Origin of the sequence: Microvirga flocculans ATCC BAA-817 (assembly GCF_000518665.1) — a bacterium.
Taxonomy (GTDB): domain Bacteria; phylum Pseudomonadota; class Alphaproteobacteria; order Rhizobiales; family Beijerinckiaceae; genus Microvirga; species Microvirga flocculans.
The window spans coordinates 64,832-80,106 of sequence record NZ_JAEA01000009.1 but is presented as its reverse complement, the minus strand read 5'-3'; the positions used below and the strand labels follow the sequence as shown (position 1 = coordinate 80,106).

At 64.7% G+C, this 15,275-nt stretch carries 17 protein-coding genes; 10 read left to right on the top strand and 7 right to left on the bottom strand.

The window, feature by feature from the left end:
• Window positions 1-57: 57 nt before the first annotated feature.
• Complete coding sequence (hpf, locus tag L879_RS0111505; RefSeq protein ID WP_245265218.1) at window positions 58-723, bottom strand: ribosome hibernation-promoting factor, HPF/YfiA family; 666 nt, start codon at window positions 721-723, stop codon at window positions 58-60.
• A gap of 69 nt (window positions 724-792) precedes the next feature.
• On the opposite strand from hpf, the gene L879_RS0111500 reads away from it, so the two are divergent.
• From L879_RS0111500 to L879_RS23990, 4 genes are all read left to right on the top strand, one after another.
• A complete protein-coding gene (locus L879_RS0111500; RefSeq protein WP_154664191.1) occupies window positions 793-1,545 on the top strand; it encodes a DUF4142 domain-containing protein in 753 nt (250 codons plus the stop codon).
• Between the two features lie 118 nt (window positions 1,546-1,663).
• Window positions 1,664-1,987: a hypothetical protein gene (locus L879_RS0111495; protein WP_154664190.1), complete on the top strand. Its 324-nt coding sequence runs from the start codon at window positions 1,664-1,666 to the stop codon at window positions 1,985-1,987.
• A 125-nt stretch (window positions 1,988-2,112) separates the two neighbouring features.
• Window positions 2,113-3,204 carry a TRAP transporter substrate-binding protein gene (locus L879_RS0111490; protein WP_027316229.1) on the top strand — a complete coding sequence of 364 codons (1,092 nt, stop codon included), beginning with the start codon at window positions 2,113-2,115 and terminating at the stop codon, window positions 3,202-3,204.
• Window positions 3,205-3,336: 132 nt separating this feature from the next.
• The gene (locus L879_RS23990; RefSeq protein WP_169732748.1) at window positions 3,337-3,501 is read left to right on the top strand and encodes a hypothetical protein; all 165 of its coding nucleotides are present in this window, start codon (window positions 3,337-3,339) and stop codon (window positions 3,499-3,501) included.
• Between the two features lie 51 nt (window positions 3,502-3,552).
• On the opposite strand, the gene L879_RS0111480 is transcribed toward L879_RS23990, so the two are convergent.
• A complete protein-coding gene (locus L879_RS0111480; protein WP_027316228.1) occupies window positions 3,553-4,419 on the bottom strand; it encodes a DMT family transporter in 867 nt (288 codons plus the stop codon).
• A gap of 299 nt (window positions 4,420-4,718) precedes the next feature.
• Between L879_RS0111480 and L879_RS0111475 the strand changes: the two genes are divergently transcribed.
• Entirely contained in the window at window positions 4,719-5,609 is an 891-nt protein-coding gene (locus tag L879_RS0111475) for a YihY/virulence factor BrkB family protein (RefSeq protein ID WP_027316227.1), read from the top strand.
• Window positions 5,610-5,623: 14 nt separating this feature from the next.
• On the opposite strand, the gene L879_RS23635 is transcribed toward L879_RS0111475, so the two are convergent.
• The 4 genes from L879_RS23635 to L879_RS0111450 form a co-directional block, all read right to left on the bottom strand.
• Window positions 5,624-5,764: a hypothetical protein gene (locus tag L879_RS23635; protein ID WP_154664189.1), complete on the bottom strand. Its 141-nt coding sequence runs from the start codon at window positions 5,762-5,764 to the stop codon at window positions 5,624-5,626.
• Between the two features lie 259 nt (window positions 5,765-6,023).
• Complete coding sequence (locus tag L879_RS23630) at window positions 6,024-6,167, bottom strand: hypothetical protein (RefSeq protein WP_154664188.1); 144 nt, start codon at window positions 6,165-6,167, stop codon at window positions 6,024-6,026.
• An 874-nt stretch (window positions 6,168-7,041) separates the two neighbouring features.
• The gene (locus tag L879_RS0111455; RefSeq protein WP_027316226.1) at window positions 7,042-8,985 is read right to left on the bottom strand and encodes a bifunctional 2',3'-cyclic-nucleotide 2'-phosphodiesterase/3'-nucleotidase; all 1,944 of its coding nucleotides are present in this window, start codon (window positions 8,983-8,985) and stop codon (window positions 7,042-7,044) included.
• A gap of 236 nt (window positions 8,986-9,221) precedes the next feature.
• Window positions 9,222-10,373: a trans-sulfuration enzyme family protein gene (locus L879_RS0111450; RefSeq protein WP_027316225.1), complete on the bottom strand. Its 1,152-nt coding sequence runs from the start codon at window positions 10,371-10,373 to the stop codon at window positions 9,222-9,224.
• 70 nt (window positions 10,374-10,443) lie between these two features.
• On the opposite strand from L879_RS0111450, the gene L879_RS0111445 reads away from it, so the two are divergent.
• Window positions 10,444-10,953 (top strand): TspO/MBR family protein, encoded by a 510-nt coding sequence (locus L879_RS0111445; protein WP_027316224.1) that lies wholly within the window; start codon window positions 10,444-10,446, stop codon window positions 10,951-10,953.
• Between the two features lie 11 nt (window positions 10,954-10,964).
• Here the strand turns inward: L879_RS0111445 and hpt are convergent, their stop codons facing one another.
• A complete protein-coding gene (hpt, locus tag L879_RS0111440; RefSeq protein WP_027316223.1) occupies window positions 10,965-11,543 on the bottom strand; it encodes a hypoxanthine phosphoribosyltransferase in 579 nt (192 codons plus the stop codon).
• Window positions 11,544-11,868: 325 nt separating this feature from the next.
• On the opposite strand from hpt, the gene L879_RS0111435 reads away from it, so the two are divergent.
• The 4 genes from L879_RS0111435 (at window position 11,869) to L879_RS0111420 (ending at window position 15,162) form a co-directional block, all read left to right on the top strand.
• Window positions 11,869-12,492 (top strand): cell division ATP-binding protein FtsE, encoded by a 624-nt coding sequence (locus L879_RS0111435; protein ID WP_210278726.1) that lies wholly within the window; start codon window positions 11,869-11,871, stop codon window positions 12,490-12,492.
• Between the two features lie 5 nt (window positions 12,493-12,497).
• Window positions 12,498-13,472 carry a cell division protein FtsX gene (locus tag L879_RS0111430; RefSeq protein WP_154664187.1) on the top strand — a complete coding sequence of 325 codons (975 nt, stop codon included), beginning with the start codon at window positions 12,498-12,500 and terminating at the stop codon, window positions 13,470-13,472.
• A 143-nt stretch (window positions 13,473-13,615) separates the two neighbouring features.
• Window positions 13,616-14,320, top strand: coding sequence for a YdcF family protein (locus L879_RS0111425; protein ID WP_368086320.1), 705 nt, complete (start codon window positions 13,616-13,618; stop codon window positions 14,318-14,320).
• Between the two features lie 74 nt (window positions 14,321-14,394).
• Entirely contained in the window at window positions 14,395-15,162 is a 768-nt protein-coding gene (locus L879_RS0111420) for a lysophospholipid acyltransferase family protein (RefSeq protein WP_027316219.1), read from the top strand.
• Window positions 15,163-15,275 lie beyond the last annotated feature (113 nt).

Genomic DNA, 15,275 nt, shown 5'->3' with positions numbered 1-15,275 from the left:
CCGGGCGTCACGCCCGGCCTTTTTCATTTCGGAGCTTCCAGTGTCTTCTTCGTCCGATCATTCGGCGGCGATACGGTAGTCGCCCTCGTCGGCGGCAGCGGATTCAGCGGCGCTTTCATCCTGACGATTCGGGCGGCGCGGCGCGGTTCCCTCGCGCAGGACCATGCCCTTGTCGAGTCGCTCCGCCTTATCCTCGCGCAGCTCCCGCTTGGAGCGGCGAAGCTGCTTGCCGGTCTTTTGCAGCGCGGCCCTGAAGGCGGCGTAGAGATCCTTGTTCTTGGCCTCCCCGCTCATCTTCTTCAACGCGCCCATCTGCATGTTGACCGTGCAACGGTACGTGATTCCTTCCCGGGCGACGTGCACGGAGGCCGCACTCAGCCGCCCGAAATATTTTCCGGCGATGCGATGGATGTTCGTTTTGGCGTATTCGGGAAAGTTTTCCCCCAGGTCGATAGTCGAGCTTTGCACCAGGATCTTGTTATCGGCGCCTTCGGGACTCATTCGCTCCTCCATTGTGAAGGTTCGATGGCTAACGGCGGGGAAAGGCGAAAGTTTCAAGGCGGATGAAACAAAAAGGCGCCTTGCAAAGTTATAAACTGTTTGTGGCCTGCGGTTTCGAGCCCTCTGCTCTCGCACGTCGACAAAGCCGACATCGACATTCTGCGAGCGGTCGTCGCGGAGGCAACGGATAAGCTTGCGGGAAGTTCGCGTCTGACCGCGCATGCGGGACGCGGCTCGAACCAAATCTGCCTGCGAACGTTCGCTCACAGATCGCGCAAGCAGGAGCATCCCATGTCGTCACGCCATCTCGTGATCGCCGGTCTCGCGGCCGCCGTGAGCCTGCCGGCTTTCGCCCAACAGCAAAACCAGGCCATCCCCTATCCTGCCACGCCGCGTCCCGCCGAGACACAGACCAATCCGGGCCTTGGACAGAACGCGCAGGATCGCCAGCAGCGCACGCAGCAAGGCGGTGCGCCGCAGGACCTCCGGACACCAATGCGCCAGGGTCAGGCCGCCGCGCCCGCCGCGCCCGCCGCGCCCGCCGCGCCCGCCGGCATGGATCAACAATCGCTCCAAGCTCAGCAATCCTACATCCAGCAGATGCTGGCGCTCGGCACGGTCTCGCTGCAGCAATCGAACTTCGCTCACGGAAAGGCCCGCGATCCCCAGGTGAAACGGTTCGCGGATTTCGAGATCGCCGAGCAGAATCTCTTGACCGAGATCATGCACTCCTTCGCGGAACCCAGCGCGACGGCCTCGACGTCCGAGGGAACCCGCCAGGCCGCCTCCACCGCGCCCGAACTGCCGCAGAAGGACGCGCAGGCCATGGAGCGACTCTCCCGCGCGGAAATGGGCGCGGCCTTCGACAGAGATTATGTCGCGCTGCAGATCCAAGGTCATCAGGAGATGCTGAATCTCCAGGAGGCCTATCTCCGGCAGGTCTCCGGCAACCGTGAGATGACGAACATTGCAAGGCTCGCGCGCAACCATATCAAGGATCATCTGACATTGTTGCAGGACATTCAAAAGGAAGTCGGCCGGTAACGTGCGAATCGGCCCCCGAGATTTCCGCTTCGGCGGACCAATGGCACAGATGGAAGAGGAGTTTTTCATGGCGCACGACAAGCGAGGCCGCCCTCCCGAACCGGACCTGGATGAAGCGATGAACGAAGCGTCGCAGACCGAGACCGGCGACGACTTCGTCGCGGGACCGACCCAGCGCAACGAGGTCGGCAACACCAAGCGCGCAGCGGCAAAGGTTACGGGCGCCATGGGCGCCTCGAAGAAACGCGACCCCGATCTCGACATCGACCACGTGGATGACAACCGGGTGGATAGCGGATCGAAAGCCGGCATCCGTTCCTTCAAGGACGTTCCGCCGGACAAAGGCGCAGCCGACGCCCATTTCGAATTGTCCAACGAGGAGATCGCCGAAGGCGTCAGCACGACTGCCGCCAAGAGCCCGGCTCCCCGCCGGGGACGGTGAAAGTTCACCGGCTTCCGAACCGGGGCGGTTCCGACGGAAGGAGGGGTGACAGCGGACGGCCTCGCCCTTTATGAAGTGTTCAGCCAATCCGGCATGAACGACATAAATCTGTCGAGGACACGCTCATGGATAGAAGAAAAGTTCTCAAAGGTGCGGGGCTTGCCGCCGCGGCGGGCGCCGTCGCCTCTCCCGCCATCGCCCAGGCGCAACCGGAGATTCGCTGGCGCATGGCCTCGGCCTATCCGAAGAGCCTCGACACCCTCTTCGGCGCCGGCGAGATGATCTCCAAGCGCGTGGCCGCTGCCACCGACAACAAGTTCCAGATTCAGACCTTCGCAGCGGGCGAGATCGTCGGCGCGCTTCAAACCCTCGACGCCACGCAGAACGGTACGGTCGAGTGCTCCTACACCCTGTCGAGCTTCTTCATCGGCAAGGACCCGACCTTCATGTTCGATACCTCCGTGCCGTGGGGCATGAACGTGCGCCAGCATAATGCCTGGATGTATTACGGCGGCGGCCTCGAACTCATCCGCGAGTTCATGAAGGACTACAACGTATTCCCGATTCCCGCCGGTCAGACGGGCGCGCAGATGGGCGGCTGGTTCCGCAAAGAGATCAAATCCATCGAGGACCTGAAGGGCCTCAAGATGCGCATCGCCGGCATGGGCGGCCAGATCATGCAGAAGCTCGGCGTGGTGCCGCAGGTGCTTGCCGCAGGCGACATCTATCCGGCGCTGGAACGCGGCACCCTCGACGCGGTGGAGTTCTCGGGCCCGCACGACGACGAGAAGCTCGGCTTCGTGAAGGTCGCTCAGTACTATTACTATCCGGGCTTCTGGGAAGGCGGCGCGCAGCCCTCGCTCTATGTGAACATGAGCAAGTGGAACGAGCTGCCCGCGCATTACAAGGCAATCCTCGAAGCGGCCTGCGCGGAAGCCAACGCCATGTGCGTCGCCAAGTATGACGCCCAGAATGCGGACGCGATCCGTCGTCTCGTCGGCCAGGGCGTGCAGCTGCGGCCCTTCCCGCGCGACGTGATGGAGCAGAGCTACAAGGAAGCCTTCAAGCTCTACGGCGAAATCGCGGCCTCGAACCCCAAGTTCAAGAAGATATACGAACATTGGAACGCCTTCCGCGAGAAGGAGATGACCTGGTTCCGCATCGCCGAGCTGCCCTTCGATTACTTCGTCAACCAGCAGCAGGGCCAGCCGCGCTGATCATTTCAACCTTCGGGAAACGACGCCGTGAGGCGTCGTTTTTCGTTTCAGGCGACAAAAAGGACGGATCGAAGCTTGGCCTGATGCGTTGTCTTCCTGACTGGACACCCCGATCCGAGAATGGAGAGCACCATGACGGACAAGAACCGCAATCCGAACGCCGCGCAGGAAGAGAAAAGGCGCAAGGACGAGAAGAAATCCGCGAACAACAAGAAGCACCAGGAAGATCTCCTGGACGAAGGCGTGGAAGAAACCTTTCCCGCCAGCGATCCGGTCTCCGTGAAGATCACGAAATAGGCCTTCCGCTTCATGAAACCCCAGGCCCATCCGCCTGGGGTTTTGTTGCGATCAGCTGCGGCTGGCCACGGCGACGCCCAGGGCCGCCAGCGCCATGCCTGCGAGCTGGACGAGGCTCAAGGTCTCGCCGAAGAGCCCGAAGGCCATGAGCGCCGCGACGGGCGGCACGAGATAGAGCAGCGTCGCCACCCCCACCACCGCGCCTTGGCGGATCAGGAAGAGCAGCAGGCCGATCGCGCCGATGGAGAGCCCGAACACGGCCCAGGCCAGGGCGCCGAGGAGCGGCGCAGTCAATTCCATGCGTCCCTCTTCGAACAGCAGCACCAGCGGCAGGGTGGCGGCGGCCGCGCCCATATACTGGATCGCCGCGTTCACGCGCAGGTCCAGCGTGCTTCCGGTGCGCTTCTGCCAGATCGTGCCGAGGGTGATCGAGAGCATGCCCAGGATGCAAATGCCGAGAGCGAGCGGCGGCACGCCGCCAGTTCCAAGCTTCGGCGCGACCACGAGCGCAGCCCCCAGAAAGCCGAGGGCGATGCCGGCCCAGCGCCGGAGAGAGACCTGCTCGCCCAGGATCGGCCCGGCGAGAAGCGCCGTGGTGAGCGGCTGGAGACCCGCGACGAGGGCGCTGATGCCCGCCGGAAGCCCATGCTTCACCGACCAGAACACGCCCCCGAGATAGAAGCCGTGCAGAAGAACCCCGGCGATCAGGCTGTTGCGCCAATCGCTCCAGCGCCGCGGCCAGGAAACCCGCGCCGCCGCGACGATGGCGACGAGCACGAGAATGGCGAGCGCGTAACGGACCAGGAGGAAGGTCAAGGGCTCGGCATAGGGCGCGACGAAACGCGCCACGATGAATCCGGTCGCCCAGATGAGCACGAAGAGCGGCGGTGCGAGGCGGGCGAGCGGATTCGGATTCATGGAGGATTCGTGGATAAGGGCAGCGGCAGGATCATCCGTCTTGTAGGCCCGCGGTCGGGCCCTTGTCGATCCGGGAGCGGCTCGTTCCATCGTCGAGGGGTACGGGCCCGGAAGAGAACTTCCTTGGGATCGGGCCATGGACGCCTGGTTCCCTTTTGCATCCGATGCTTCCTGAGGGAGCGCATTGTTCAAGCGAAAACCGGGTCCACTTTTCCACACGATGCGCTAGGCTGGCCGACGTCATTTGCTTGTCCTTTAACCCCTGCCGCACCATCTCCAGCAGCCTGGAGACCCCGCTCTTGAACCGCCTTCGCCTCTGGCTCGAACTTCTCGCCATCGCCTCGACCCGCTTCGTGCTGCACGATGCCTGGGCCATTGCGAGCCATATCGCCCTCTCGGTGCTGACCTCGCTGTTTCCGTTCCTCATCCTGGTCACGGCGCTGGCGAGCCTGTTCGGCACCGGGACGCTGGCGGACGAGGTGGCGGACATCATCCTCGAAGCCTGGCCGCGGGAAATCTCCGGGCCCATCGCGGGCGAGGTGCACAACATCCTCACCGTCCGCCGCAGCGGGGTGGTCACCTTCGGCCTCGTGCTGGCGCTCTACTTCGCCTCCAGCGGCGTGGAAAGCCTCAGGGTCGGGCTCAACCGCGCCTATGGCGTGCGCGAGACCCGGGCCTGGTGGCTGACGCGGCTCGAATCCATCGCCTTCGTCATCGCGGGCGCCTTCGTGCTGCTCGCCATGGCGCTCCTGGTCGTGCTCGGTCCCTTCGTCTGGCGCGGGGTGGTTTCCTGGGTCCCGGCCCTGAAACCCTTCGACGGTCTCGTCGCCTTCCTGCGCATCGGCGTCGCGACGGTGGTGATCGTTGCGGGGCTCACGCTGGCCTACAAGCTCGTGCCCGCGGGGCAACGGAGTTTCCGGGCGGTGCTGCCGGGCGTGGGCGTGACCCTGGCGCTCTGGCTCCTCGGCGGCTTCGCCTTCAGCTCATATCTCGAGTTCTTTCCGGGAGCCTATGCCTCCACCTATGGAGGGCTCGCCACCGCCATGGTGGCCCTGATCTTTCTCTATACGCTGGGCGCGATCTTTCTCTTCGGCGGAGAGCTCAACGGCACGATCCTTCTCGCCAAGGGCCGCCGCCTCGGCCAGGAGCCCAAGCCGGAGACCATGAGCGATGTCATCACGCTGCCTTGAGCGTGGCTCGGACCTCAACCGGTGAGCTGATGTCCGACGAGGCCCAGCAGGGCCAGCCCCGCCAGGAAAGCGAGAAACCAGCTCGGGCAGTGGTGGGAGCAATCGTCTGCATCGAGCGCACGATCGATACCATCTTCGTTGAAACGGCTCATCATGTGAGCGCGCATAATCCCGGAACATCTCAACCGTATGACATTGTACGATGCTCAGAGCATTTCCGACATCGTGGCGGAGCGCCCGCGGCGCTTCAGGAGATCAGAATCGCCATCGGAACGAAGCCGATCAGCCCGAGGACTGCGATACGGATCAGGCTGAGCCGGGGCTTGCGTTCACGGTCCGGATGCAAGAACACGCCGCCTCGATAGCCTCAAAGCGATCCTTCCGTTACGGGGAGCTGTGTGGGTAAGCCTAATTCTAGACGGTGAGCCCGACTACCCACAGGCAGAGACCGACGCCGACGAAGACGGCAAGCCAGTTCAGGGACCGGTCGATGAGCAGGTTCCACGATACGGACAAGGCTGAGTCCGGCTTCTGGCGCGGGGGCAAATCGACGGGCATGGCTGATCCTCCAAAAGCCTGGGAAGCTTCGAGACGCAGCATGCGCCGAAAAGGGCAACGGCCGACTAGGGAACCGCTGGCAATTGAAGCATATAGCGGCAACACGTCATTTGTAAGGGTGTCCGGAAACCGTAATGGGGACGGGCTATTGGAAACGGCTATGCTTTGCCGCCCGGTTCGGCAGGGGCGGGAATGAGGCGACCAGCCGCGCTCCACGCCACAGCTCCACCCGGCACGACTGGGCCAAGCGGCGAGCCCATTCCATTGCCAGCTCATGATCTTGGCTATTGAAATGATGGGTGGCAAAAGTTCCTGTCGAGCGACTGACGACACGAGCGTGATAGCCTTCGGCCGAGGAAAGATGCGCATCCATGAGAAAACCTCGAAATATGGAGTTCTTCGAGGGCAGTATTGCGCCTAAAAGGACAGCGTCCGATTCATGAACTACTGATTTTTAGAGGATAGTATTTGAATAAGGCTTTTTTAAAGATCGACGGACTGAAATCCGAATATCAGTCAGGTCTTTCATCCTCATGCCAATCGAGGAACGAGTATTGTTCGCAAGATCATCGAACGCGAAAAATGGACTTGCAATTTTAGGATCTGCTCGATGCACGATCCCTCGAATGACGCATTGCCAGGCAAACCTTGAAGTCCGCTCGATGATCGTCGAATCGTCCGATCCTACACCGGCGTCACGATCCGGCGTGCAAGCTTGCCACACTCTTCCCCCCGACCGTAGATGCGGACGAGTCTCCGCGATCCAAGGGCCGAGAGCCTGACGGGTTTGGGCCGGGCCCGCACAACAGTCGATGTCTCGTGCGAAAACGGCCGGGCTGTGGCCCGGCCGTCCCAAATTCCGCGCGATGCGCGATCAGCTCACGATGCGATATTTGACGAAGCCTTCCGGCGCATCGCCCATCTTCTCGACCTTGATGCCGGCCGGCTGGTAATTGGCGGCGTTCGGGCCGGTGGTGAAGGTCATGGTGACGCCCGCAGGCGCGACGAGCGACCAGGAGCCGTCCGCCTTCGGCGCGACTTCCTTCTTCTCGACGATGTAGCGCATGATGGCGTCGCGGGTGAGGTCGGGCGCCTCGAACACGATGGTGGTGCCGTCGGCGCCGGGGAAGTTACCGCCGCCGCCCGCGCGGTAGTTGTTCGTGACCACGATGAACTGCTGATCGTCCGCCACGGGCTTGCCGTTATAGGTCAGCTCCTTGATGCGATGCGCATCGGGATTCACCAGCTTGCCGTCATTGTCATAGCGGGAGGCCTGGGTCGGATCGATCTTGTACTGCACGCCGGCGATGACGTCGAAATTGTAGGCCGGGAACTTCGGATTGATGAGATCCTGCTCGCCGCCCTTGGCCACGTCGATCTGGTTGTAGATGCCGGCCGAGCGCTCGAGCCACTCGCGCACCTGCGCGCCCGTGATCTTCACCACGCGGATCGTGTTCGGATAGATGTAGATATCCGCCATGTCCTTGATGGCGAGCGGGCCGGGCTTGATCTCGGTGAAGTAGTTCGGGCCGCCGCGGCCGCCGGCCTTGAAGGGCGCCGCTGCCGAGAGGATCGGCAGGTCCTTGAAGGCGGAGGCCTTGAGCTGGTCGGCCACGTACCAGGCCTGCGCCTCGGCTACGAGCTTCACGGAGGCGTCGTCGGCCACGAGCGAGTAATAGGAATGGATCGGCACCGCCGTCGTGCCCACGGGCTCGCGCACGTATTTCAGCGTGGCGTCGTGACCGGCCTGGGCCGCCGCCATCACGCCCGCATCCGATTCCACCTTCGCGACGACCTTGCGGTCGACGCGGTCGTAGATCGGGCGCGCCTCGGTGCGGAAATTCGCGACCTTCCAGGCATCGCCCTCCTTGGTCAGCTCGAGGTCAACGAGGCCGAGATGACTGCCCCAGAAGCCGGCCATGACGGCGGGCTTGCCATGGAGCGTGCCGGCCTTCACGTCGACGCCGGGAATGTTGTTGAACTCCTTGCCGCCCGGGAACACGAAGTGCTGGTGGCCGGTGAGGATGACGTCGATGCCGTCGACCTTCGCGAGGTGCAGCGCCGCATTTTCCTCGCCGCCCTTGCGCTCGCCGCCCGCGATGCCGGAATGGCAGAGCGCGACGACGATGTCGGCCCCCGCCTTCTTCAGCGCAGGCACGTGCTTGTTGGCCGCATCGACGATGTCGATGGTGGTGGCCTTGCCGTCGAGATGCGACTTGTCCCACTGCACGATCTGCGGCGGCACGAAGCCGATCACGCCGACCTTCAGCTTCTGCTTCGCGCCCGATTCATCGACGAGTTCGCGCTCGAGGATGATCCAGGGCTTCTGCAGGGTTTCGCCATTGGCCTTGAGAACGTTGGCGCAGACCAGCGGGAATTTCGCCGCGCCCAGCGAGTTCTGCAGGAATTCGAGGCCGTAGTTGAACTCGTGGTTGCCCAGGGTTCCGCAATCGTAGTTCAGCTCGTTCATGGCGGCGACCATGGGATGGACGTCGCCCGCCTTCATGCCGCGGCGATAGGCGATGAAGTCGCCGAGCGGCGAGCCTTGAATCAGGTCGCCGTTGTCGAAGAGCAGGGTGTTCTTGGCCTCGGACCGGGCCGCCTTCACGAGGGTGGCCGTGCGGGCAAGGCCGACCGTGTCGTCGGCCGCGTCGCGGTAGTAATCGTAAGGAAAGACGTTCACGTGCAGGTCGGTGGTCTCCAGAATGCGGAGCTTCACGACCGGGCCGGCCGCCCAGCCGCGATGCGGCATTCCGGCGATGGCGGCGGCGGCAACGCCCGTCTGCAGGACGCGGCGGCGGGTTACGGATTGTGTCATGGTCTTCCCCTGGATTTGTTCTGTTGCGAAACAGCGTTCGCATTAGCCGAGAGAAGCACAAGTTTTGTGACAAGATCAATATAGCTGGCTAAGGGGAGCCCGTAATCCACCGATCTGTCGAAACGTGAGGGTGTCATCCCGGGAGCGCGAAGCGGTGGACGGGGAGCCATCCATGCGCGAAGGCGCCATGGGTCCCCTTCCCCTTCGCCGCTTCGGCCGGGAACGATGTCGGGACGTTACCCCCGCAAAGCCTCGTCGAGGTCGCGATAGAGATCCTCCACATCCTCGATGCCCGTGGACAGGCGCAGAAGATCGGGCGGGCACGGCGTGCCGGGCCCCTCGATGGAGGCGCGGTGCTCGATCAGGCTCTCGACGCCGCCGAGCGAGGTCGCCCGCTTCCACAGCCCAACCCGCGCCGCCGTGCGGATCGCGGCGGCCTCGCCTTCCGACACCTGGATGGAAAGCATGTAGCCGAAGCCGTTCTCCATCTGCCGGGCGGCGATGTCGTGGCCGGGATGCTGCGGCAGGCCGGGATAGAGCACCCGCGCCACCTTGGGATGGGCGGAAAAGCGCTGCGCGAGGTCGAGCGCGCTCTTGGCCTGGGTGGCCGTGCGGACATGGAGCGTGCGCATGCCGCGCATGAGCAGATATGCCTCGAAGGGGCCGAGGATCGCGCCCTGCATCTTGCGGATATTGGCGATCCGCGCCCAGAACGCATCGGCCTTCGCGCCCGCGAGCGCGCCCGCCACCACGTCGGAATGGCCGTTGAGCACCTTGGTGGCCGCATGCATGACGATGTCGGCGCCGAGGGTCAGGGGCCGGGTATGGACCGGCGAGGCGGTGGTGGAATCGACCGCCAGCCGCGCGCCGGCCGCATGGGCGATCTCGGCGGCGGCGGCGATGTCGGTGATGGTCCAGAGCGGGTTGGAGGGCGTCTCGACCCAGACGAGCTTGGTGCGGCCCGGCTGAACGGCCTTGGCGAGGGCGTCGAGATTGTCCGTCTCCACGAAATCGACCTGGAGGCCCCAGCGGACGGCTTCGGTCATCAGCCAGTTGCGCAGGGCCCAGTACATGACCTTGGAGGCCACGATGTGATCGCCCTGATCGAGCGCCTGGAACACGGCGGTGGCCGCCGCCATGCCAGACGAGAACAGGAGCGCGCCGGCCTCGGCCTCCTCCAGCATGGCCAGAACTTCCTCCGCCTCGCGGATCGTGGCATTGTCCGGCCGGCCGTAGACGAAGCCGGAGGAATACGCGTTGTCTTCATCGCGGATATAGGTGGTCGCCACATGGATCGGCGGCACGACGCCCTTGGTGATCGGGTCCACATGGCCCATGGCCTGGGCGGTCAGGCTGCGCTTCGACCATGGGGAACGCGATGACGGCATGGGGAACCTCCGGAAGCGTGACAGGTTGCATCACTGAAGAATGACGCACCGTCTTAAAGGGATTTCGAGAATGGATACAGAGCAAACCATGACGGACGGTCATGCAACGCCGCCGTTTCAACGGATTCTGATCGCGGTGCTGCCGGTCGTGGCCGTGGCGGCGGCGGGCAGCCTCGTCACCAACCCCAACATCCCGACCTGGTACGCAGGCCTCGAGAAGCCGGGCTTCACGCCGCCGAACTGGGCCTTCCCGATCGCCTGGACGCTGCTTTACGCCCTCATGGCCTATGCGGTCTGGCGCATCCTGTCCCTGCCGAAGCATCTCCCGGGCCGTTTTGCCGCCATCACGGCTTTCTTCGTGCAGCTCGCCTTGAACTGCCTGTGGTCCTTCGCCTTCTTCGGCGCGCACAGCCCGATCCTGGGGCTCGTCGTCATCGCCGCCCTGATCGTGGCGATCCTGGCGACGATGCGCCGTTTCTGGAATCTCGACCGCGTCGCGGCGCTTCTGCTCGCGCCCTATCTCGCCTGGGTTTCCTTCGCGACCGCGCTGAACGCGGCCGTCTGGCACCTCAACGGCTGACCGGCCGCCCCTTATGCGGACGGCTTCTCGTCGAACAGGTCCGGGTCCGGGTCGTGATGGTCGAGGACGCCGACGAAGGGCAGCTGGCGGTAGGAATGGGCCACATCCATGCCGTAGCCGATGACGAACACGTCGGGGCAGGTGAAGCCCACATAGTCCGGCTCGATCTGCACGGCGCGCTTGCCGGGCTTCTCGAGGAGAACCGCCGTCTTCACGCTCTTGGCGCCGCGCGCCATGAGCAGATCCTTGGCGAAGGTGACCGTGCGGCCGGATTCCAGGATATCGTCCACCAGCAGCACGTCGCGCCCGCGCACGTCACTCTCGATGTCGCGCAGGATCGTGACGTTGCCGGTCGAGACCGTGCCGTCCAGGTAGCTCGACAGGTGAACGAACTCGACCTGCGGCGAGAGGCCGGCGCGGTGCAGGGCGCGGATCAGGTCCGCGGCGAACATGAAGCTGCCCTTGAGCACGGCCACGACGAGCAGGTTCTCGGGCTTCGCATCCGCGATCTCCTGAGCCAGAGTCTCGTTGCGCTTGGCGATGGTGTCCTCGTCGAAGAGAACCCGGATACGGTGGGCAGCGGTCATCATGATCGTCCAGAAAGAATGCGACAATGGCTTGGGGCCTTTCCCCTTCACGACCATGCTTGGCCGAGGATGTCAAACGGTGACGGTGCTTTTCGGCGCCGTCCTGCGGCAATGTCCCGCGAGGCGGCCGCTTCCCGTGCCTCCTGGGCAAGTTTATGGCTTGCTAACCATGGCGGGGCGATAAGGGAGCGAATCGGGGCTTTTCCCGCCACGGGACCATGAATTTCCAAGGATGGCTTGAGCGCGCGTGAGAGCGTATTACGACGAGGAATTCGATGACAGCGCGGCCCCGGTCGTGCATTTCGAGAATGTGGGCGTGCGCTACGGCATGGGGCCCGAGGTCCTGCGCGACCTGACCTTCTCCATCGAGCCCAACTCCTTCCAGTTCCTCACCGGCCCCTCGGGCGCCGGCAAGACGACGCTCCTGCGGCTGATCCTGCTCTCCGTGAAGCCGACCCGCGGCCTGATCTCGCTCTTCGGCGAGGACGTGTCCCGGATCTCGAAGGACGAACTCACGGGCCTGCGCCGCCGCATGGGCGTGGTCTTCCAGGATTTCCGCCTGCTCGATCACCTGACCACTTACGAGAACGTGGCCCTGCCGCTCCGGGTGCAGGGCAAGGAGGAATCGAGCTATCGCGCCGAGGTCGTGGAGCTGCTGCGCTGGGTGGGCCTGGGCGACCGCATGCACATGCTCCCGCCCGTGCTCTCCGGCGGCGAGAAGCAGCGCGCGGCAATCGCCCGCGCGCTGATCGTGCGCCCCGACCTTCTGCTCGCGGACGAGCCCACCGGCAACGTGGACCCCTCGCTTGCCCGCCGCCTCCTGCGCCTCTTCATCGAACTCAACCGGCTCGGAACCTCCGTGGTCATCGCGACCCACGATTTCAGCCTCATGGACCAGCTCGACGTCCGCCGCCTCGTGCTCGGCGACGGCAGGCTGCATATCGACGAGTGAGCCGGATGAACGCCCCCTCCCAGCCTCGACTGAGGAAGGCCGCGGCTCCGGACGGGCCGAAACGGTCCCTGCCCGCCTCGCTGAGCCGCAACGCCCCCCTCGTGCCGGTGGATTCCGCGGGCGGGCAGGCGCTCGCCGCGGTCATCGCGATCCTGACCTTCCTGGCGGCGCTCTGCGCCGGCGGCGCCGAGCTCGTCTCCGCGAGTTCCGCCCAATGGCGCTCGGAGATCGCCCGGGAGGTCACGATCCAGATCCGCCCCAATCCCCAGCGCTCCATCGAGCAGGACGTGGAACGCGCGACCGCCCTCGCCCGCCAGGCGCCGGGCGTGGAGAAGGCCCAGGCCTTCACCAAGGAGGAATCGGAACGCCTGCTCGAGCCCTGGCTCGGAACCGGCCTCGATTTCAACGACCTGCCGGTGCCGCGCCTGATCGTGATCAAGATCCAGGAGGGCGCGAAGCCCGATTTCGGCAACTTGAGGCAATCCCTCCAGCGCGAGGTGCCGGGGGCAACCCTGGACGATCACGCCCTCTGGGTCTCGCGGCTTTCGACCATGGCCAACACCATCATCGGGATCGGCGTGTTTCTGGTGGTTCTGGTGCTCGTCGCCGCGGGCCTTGCGGTGATCTTCGCGACCCGCGGCGCCATGGCGGGCAACCGGGAGGTGGTGGAGGTGCTCCATTTCGTCGGCGCGAACGACGATTTCATCGCCAGGGAGTTCCAGCGCCGCTTCTTCCGCCTCGGGCTGCGCGGCAGCGCCATCGGCGCGGGGGCGGCCCTGGTCCTGACCCTGCTTCTCGGGCTCGTGACCCGGTCCCTGCGGGCGAGCCCCACGGGCGACCAGATCGAGGCCCTGTTCGGCGCCTTCACGATCAGCTGGAGCGGCTATGCGGTCGTCGTCCTCATCGCCCTGCTCGTGGCGCTGATCACGGGCATCGTCTCGCGCCTGACCGTGAGACGTTTTCTTAACGAAAGCGGTTGATGGTGACAGCCGACCGGACAAAGCGGGTTGCCTCTCCCTTGCCGCATTCTCCACTATCTTCGTCCAAGATGACCTCGCGAACGCAGAGTTGGAGTGCGCCGGACGCCAGGGACACCATGGAAGCCCTCGGCTGGGGCTGGACGATGCCCGAATCGTCCCGAGCGCCCGCCCGCCGTTCATGGGCACGGCGTCTGCTGGGCCTCGGCTTCTGGGCCGGCGCCGCTGCCGCGATCGTCGGCTTCCTCGGCTTCTTAAGCTTCGTCTACAGCCTCGACCGCTTCGAGCAGCCCCCGGAGACCCGGGCGGACGGAATCGTCGCCATGACCGGCGGCGCGCAGCGCATCGGCGACGCCATCGACCTGCTGGCCAAGGGCTATGCCCAGCGTCTGCTGATCTCGGGCGTCAACGAGAACACCAGTCGCGAGCAGATCGCCCGGCTCAACCCCGGCCAGCGCCGCCTGTTCGATTGCTGCGTGGACCTCGACTACCGGGCCCGCAACACCATCGGGAACGCCATCGAGACCCGGCGCTGGGCCGAACAGAACGGCTTCAGCACCCTGATCGTGGTGACCTCGAACTACCACATGCCGCGCACCCTCGTGGAACTCGACCACGCCCTGCCGAACCTCCAGAAGATCCCCTATCCCGTCGCCGCGACCATCGATCCGCACGAATGGTGGCACAATCCGGCCGTGGCCCGGGTAATCTTTTCGGAATACCTGAAGTTCCTGGCAGTCTGGGTGCGCACCCGCTTCGAGGAGGACCCGGAGCGCTCCTCGGTCGTCCAGATCATCAGCGGCGGGTCGCCGGTCAATCGGCAGCTCGTCGCAGAGCCCGTCTGGCGCTAGAGAAGCCGCAAAAAACCTTATAAGGTGGCGCGCCCGCGGAGCCCGTTGCTCCGCTTTTCCTTTTTCAAGAAGCCATGCTGATCGTCCGTTCCCTGCTGTTCAACGTCGCCTTCTACGTCAACCTGGTCCTGTGGCTGATCATGCTGATCCCGGCCTTCCTGGTGCCGCGCCGCGTGTTCATGCGGCTAGTCCAGACCTGGGCCCATACGTCGCTCTGGCTTCTGCGCGTGATCGCGGGAACACGGGTCGTCATCACGGGCCGGGAGAAGATCCCGCCGGGCGGGGCGCTGGTCGCCGCCAAGCACCAGTCGTTTCTGGAGACCTTCGCCCTCGTCACGATCCTCGACGACCCGACCTACATCCTGAAGCGGGAGCTGATGTGGATCCCCTTCTTCGGCTGGTACCTTGCGAAAGCCCGCTGCGTGCCCATCGACCGCAAGGCAGGCTCGCTCGCGCTCGTCCAGATGACGGCCCGCGCCAAGGACGAGGCCCAGCACGGACGCCAGATCATCATCTTTCCCGAGGGCACCCGCCGTCCGCCGGGAGCCCCCCCGGCCTACAAGTACGGCGTGGCGCATCTCTACCAGAATCTCGGCTTCCCCTGCATCCCGGTCGCCATGAATTCGGGCCTCTACTGGCCGCGCCGCCGGTTCATCCGCCGCCCCGGCACGGTGCGGATCGAGGTGCTCGATCCCATCGCCCCGGGCCTGCCGCGGGAGGAATTCTTCCAGGAAGTGCAGGCGCGGATCGAGGGAGCCTCTAACCGGCTCTACGAAGAGGGCCGGAGGGAGCTGGGACTCGGCCCCTCATCCTCTTCGGAGACCTCGCTCTCGAAGGCCTGACGAACGTCATCCCATCGCGTCATTCCCGGCCGGAGCGCGGGGCGGCCCCTGCCCGGCCTCCGTTGCCCGGGGACGGCAAGAAAGCTCGAAAACCCAGTCCAGCCAAGGTTTCC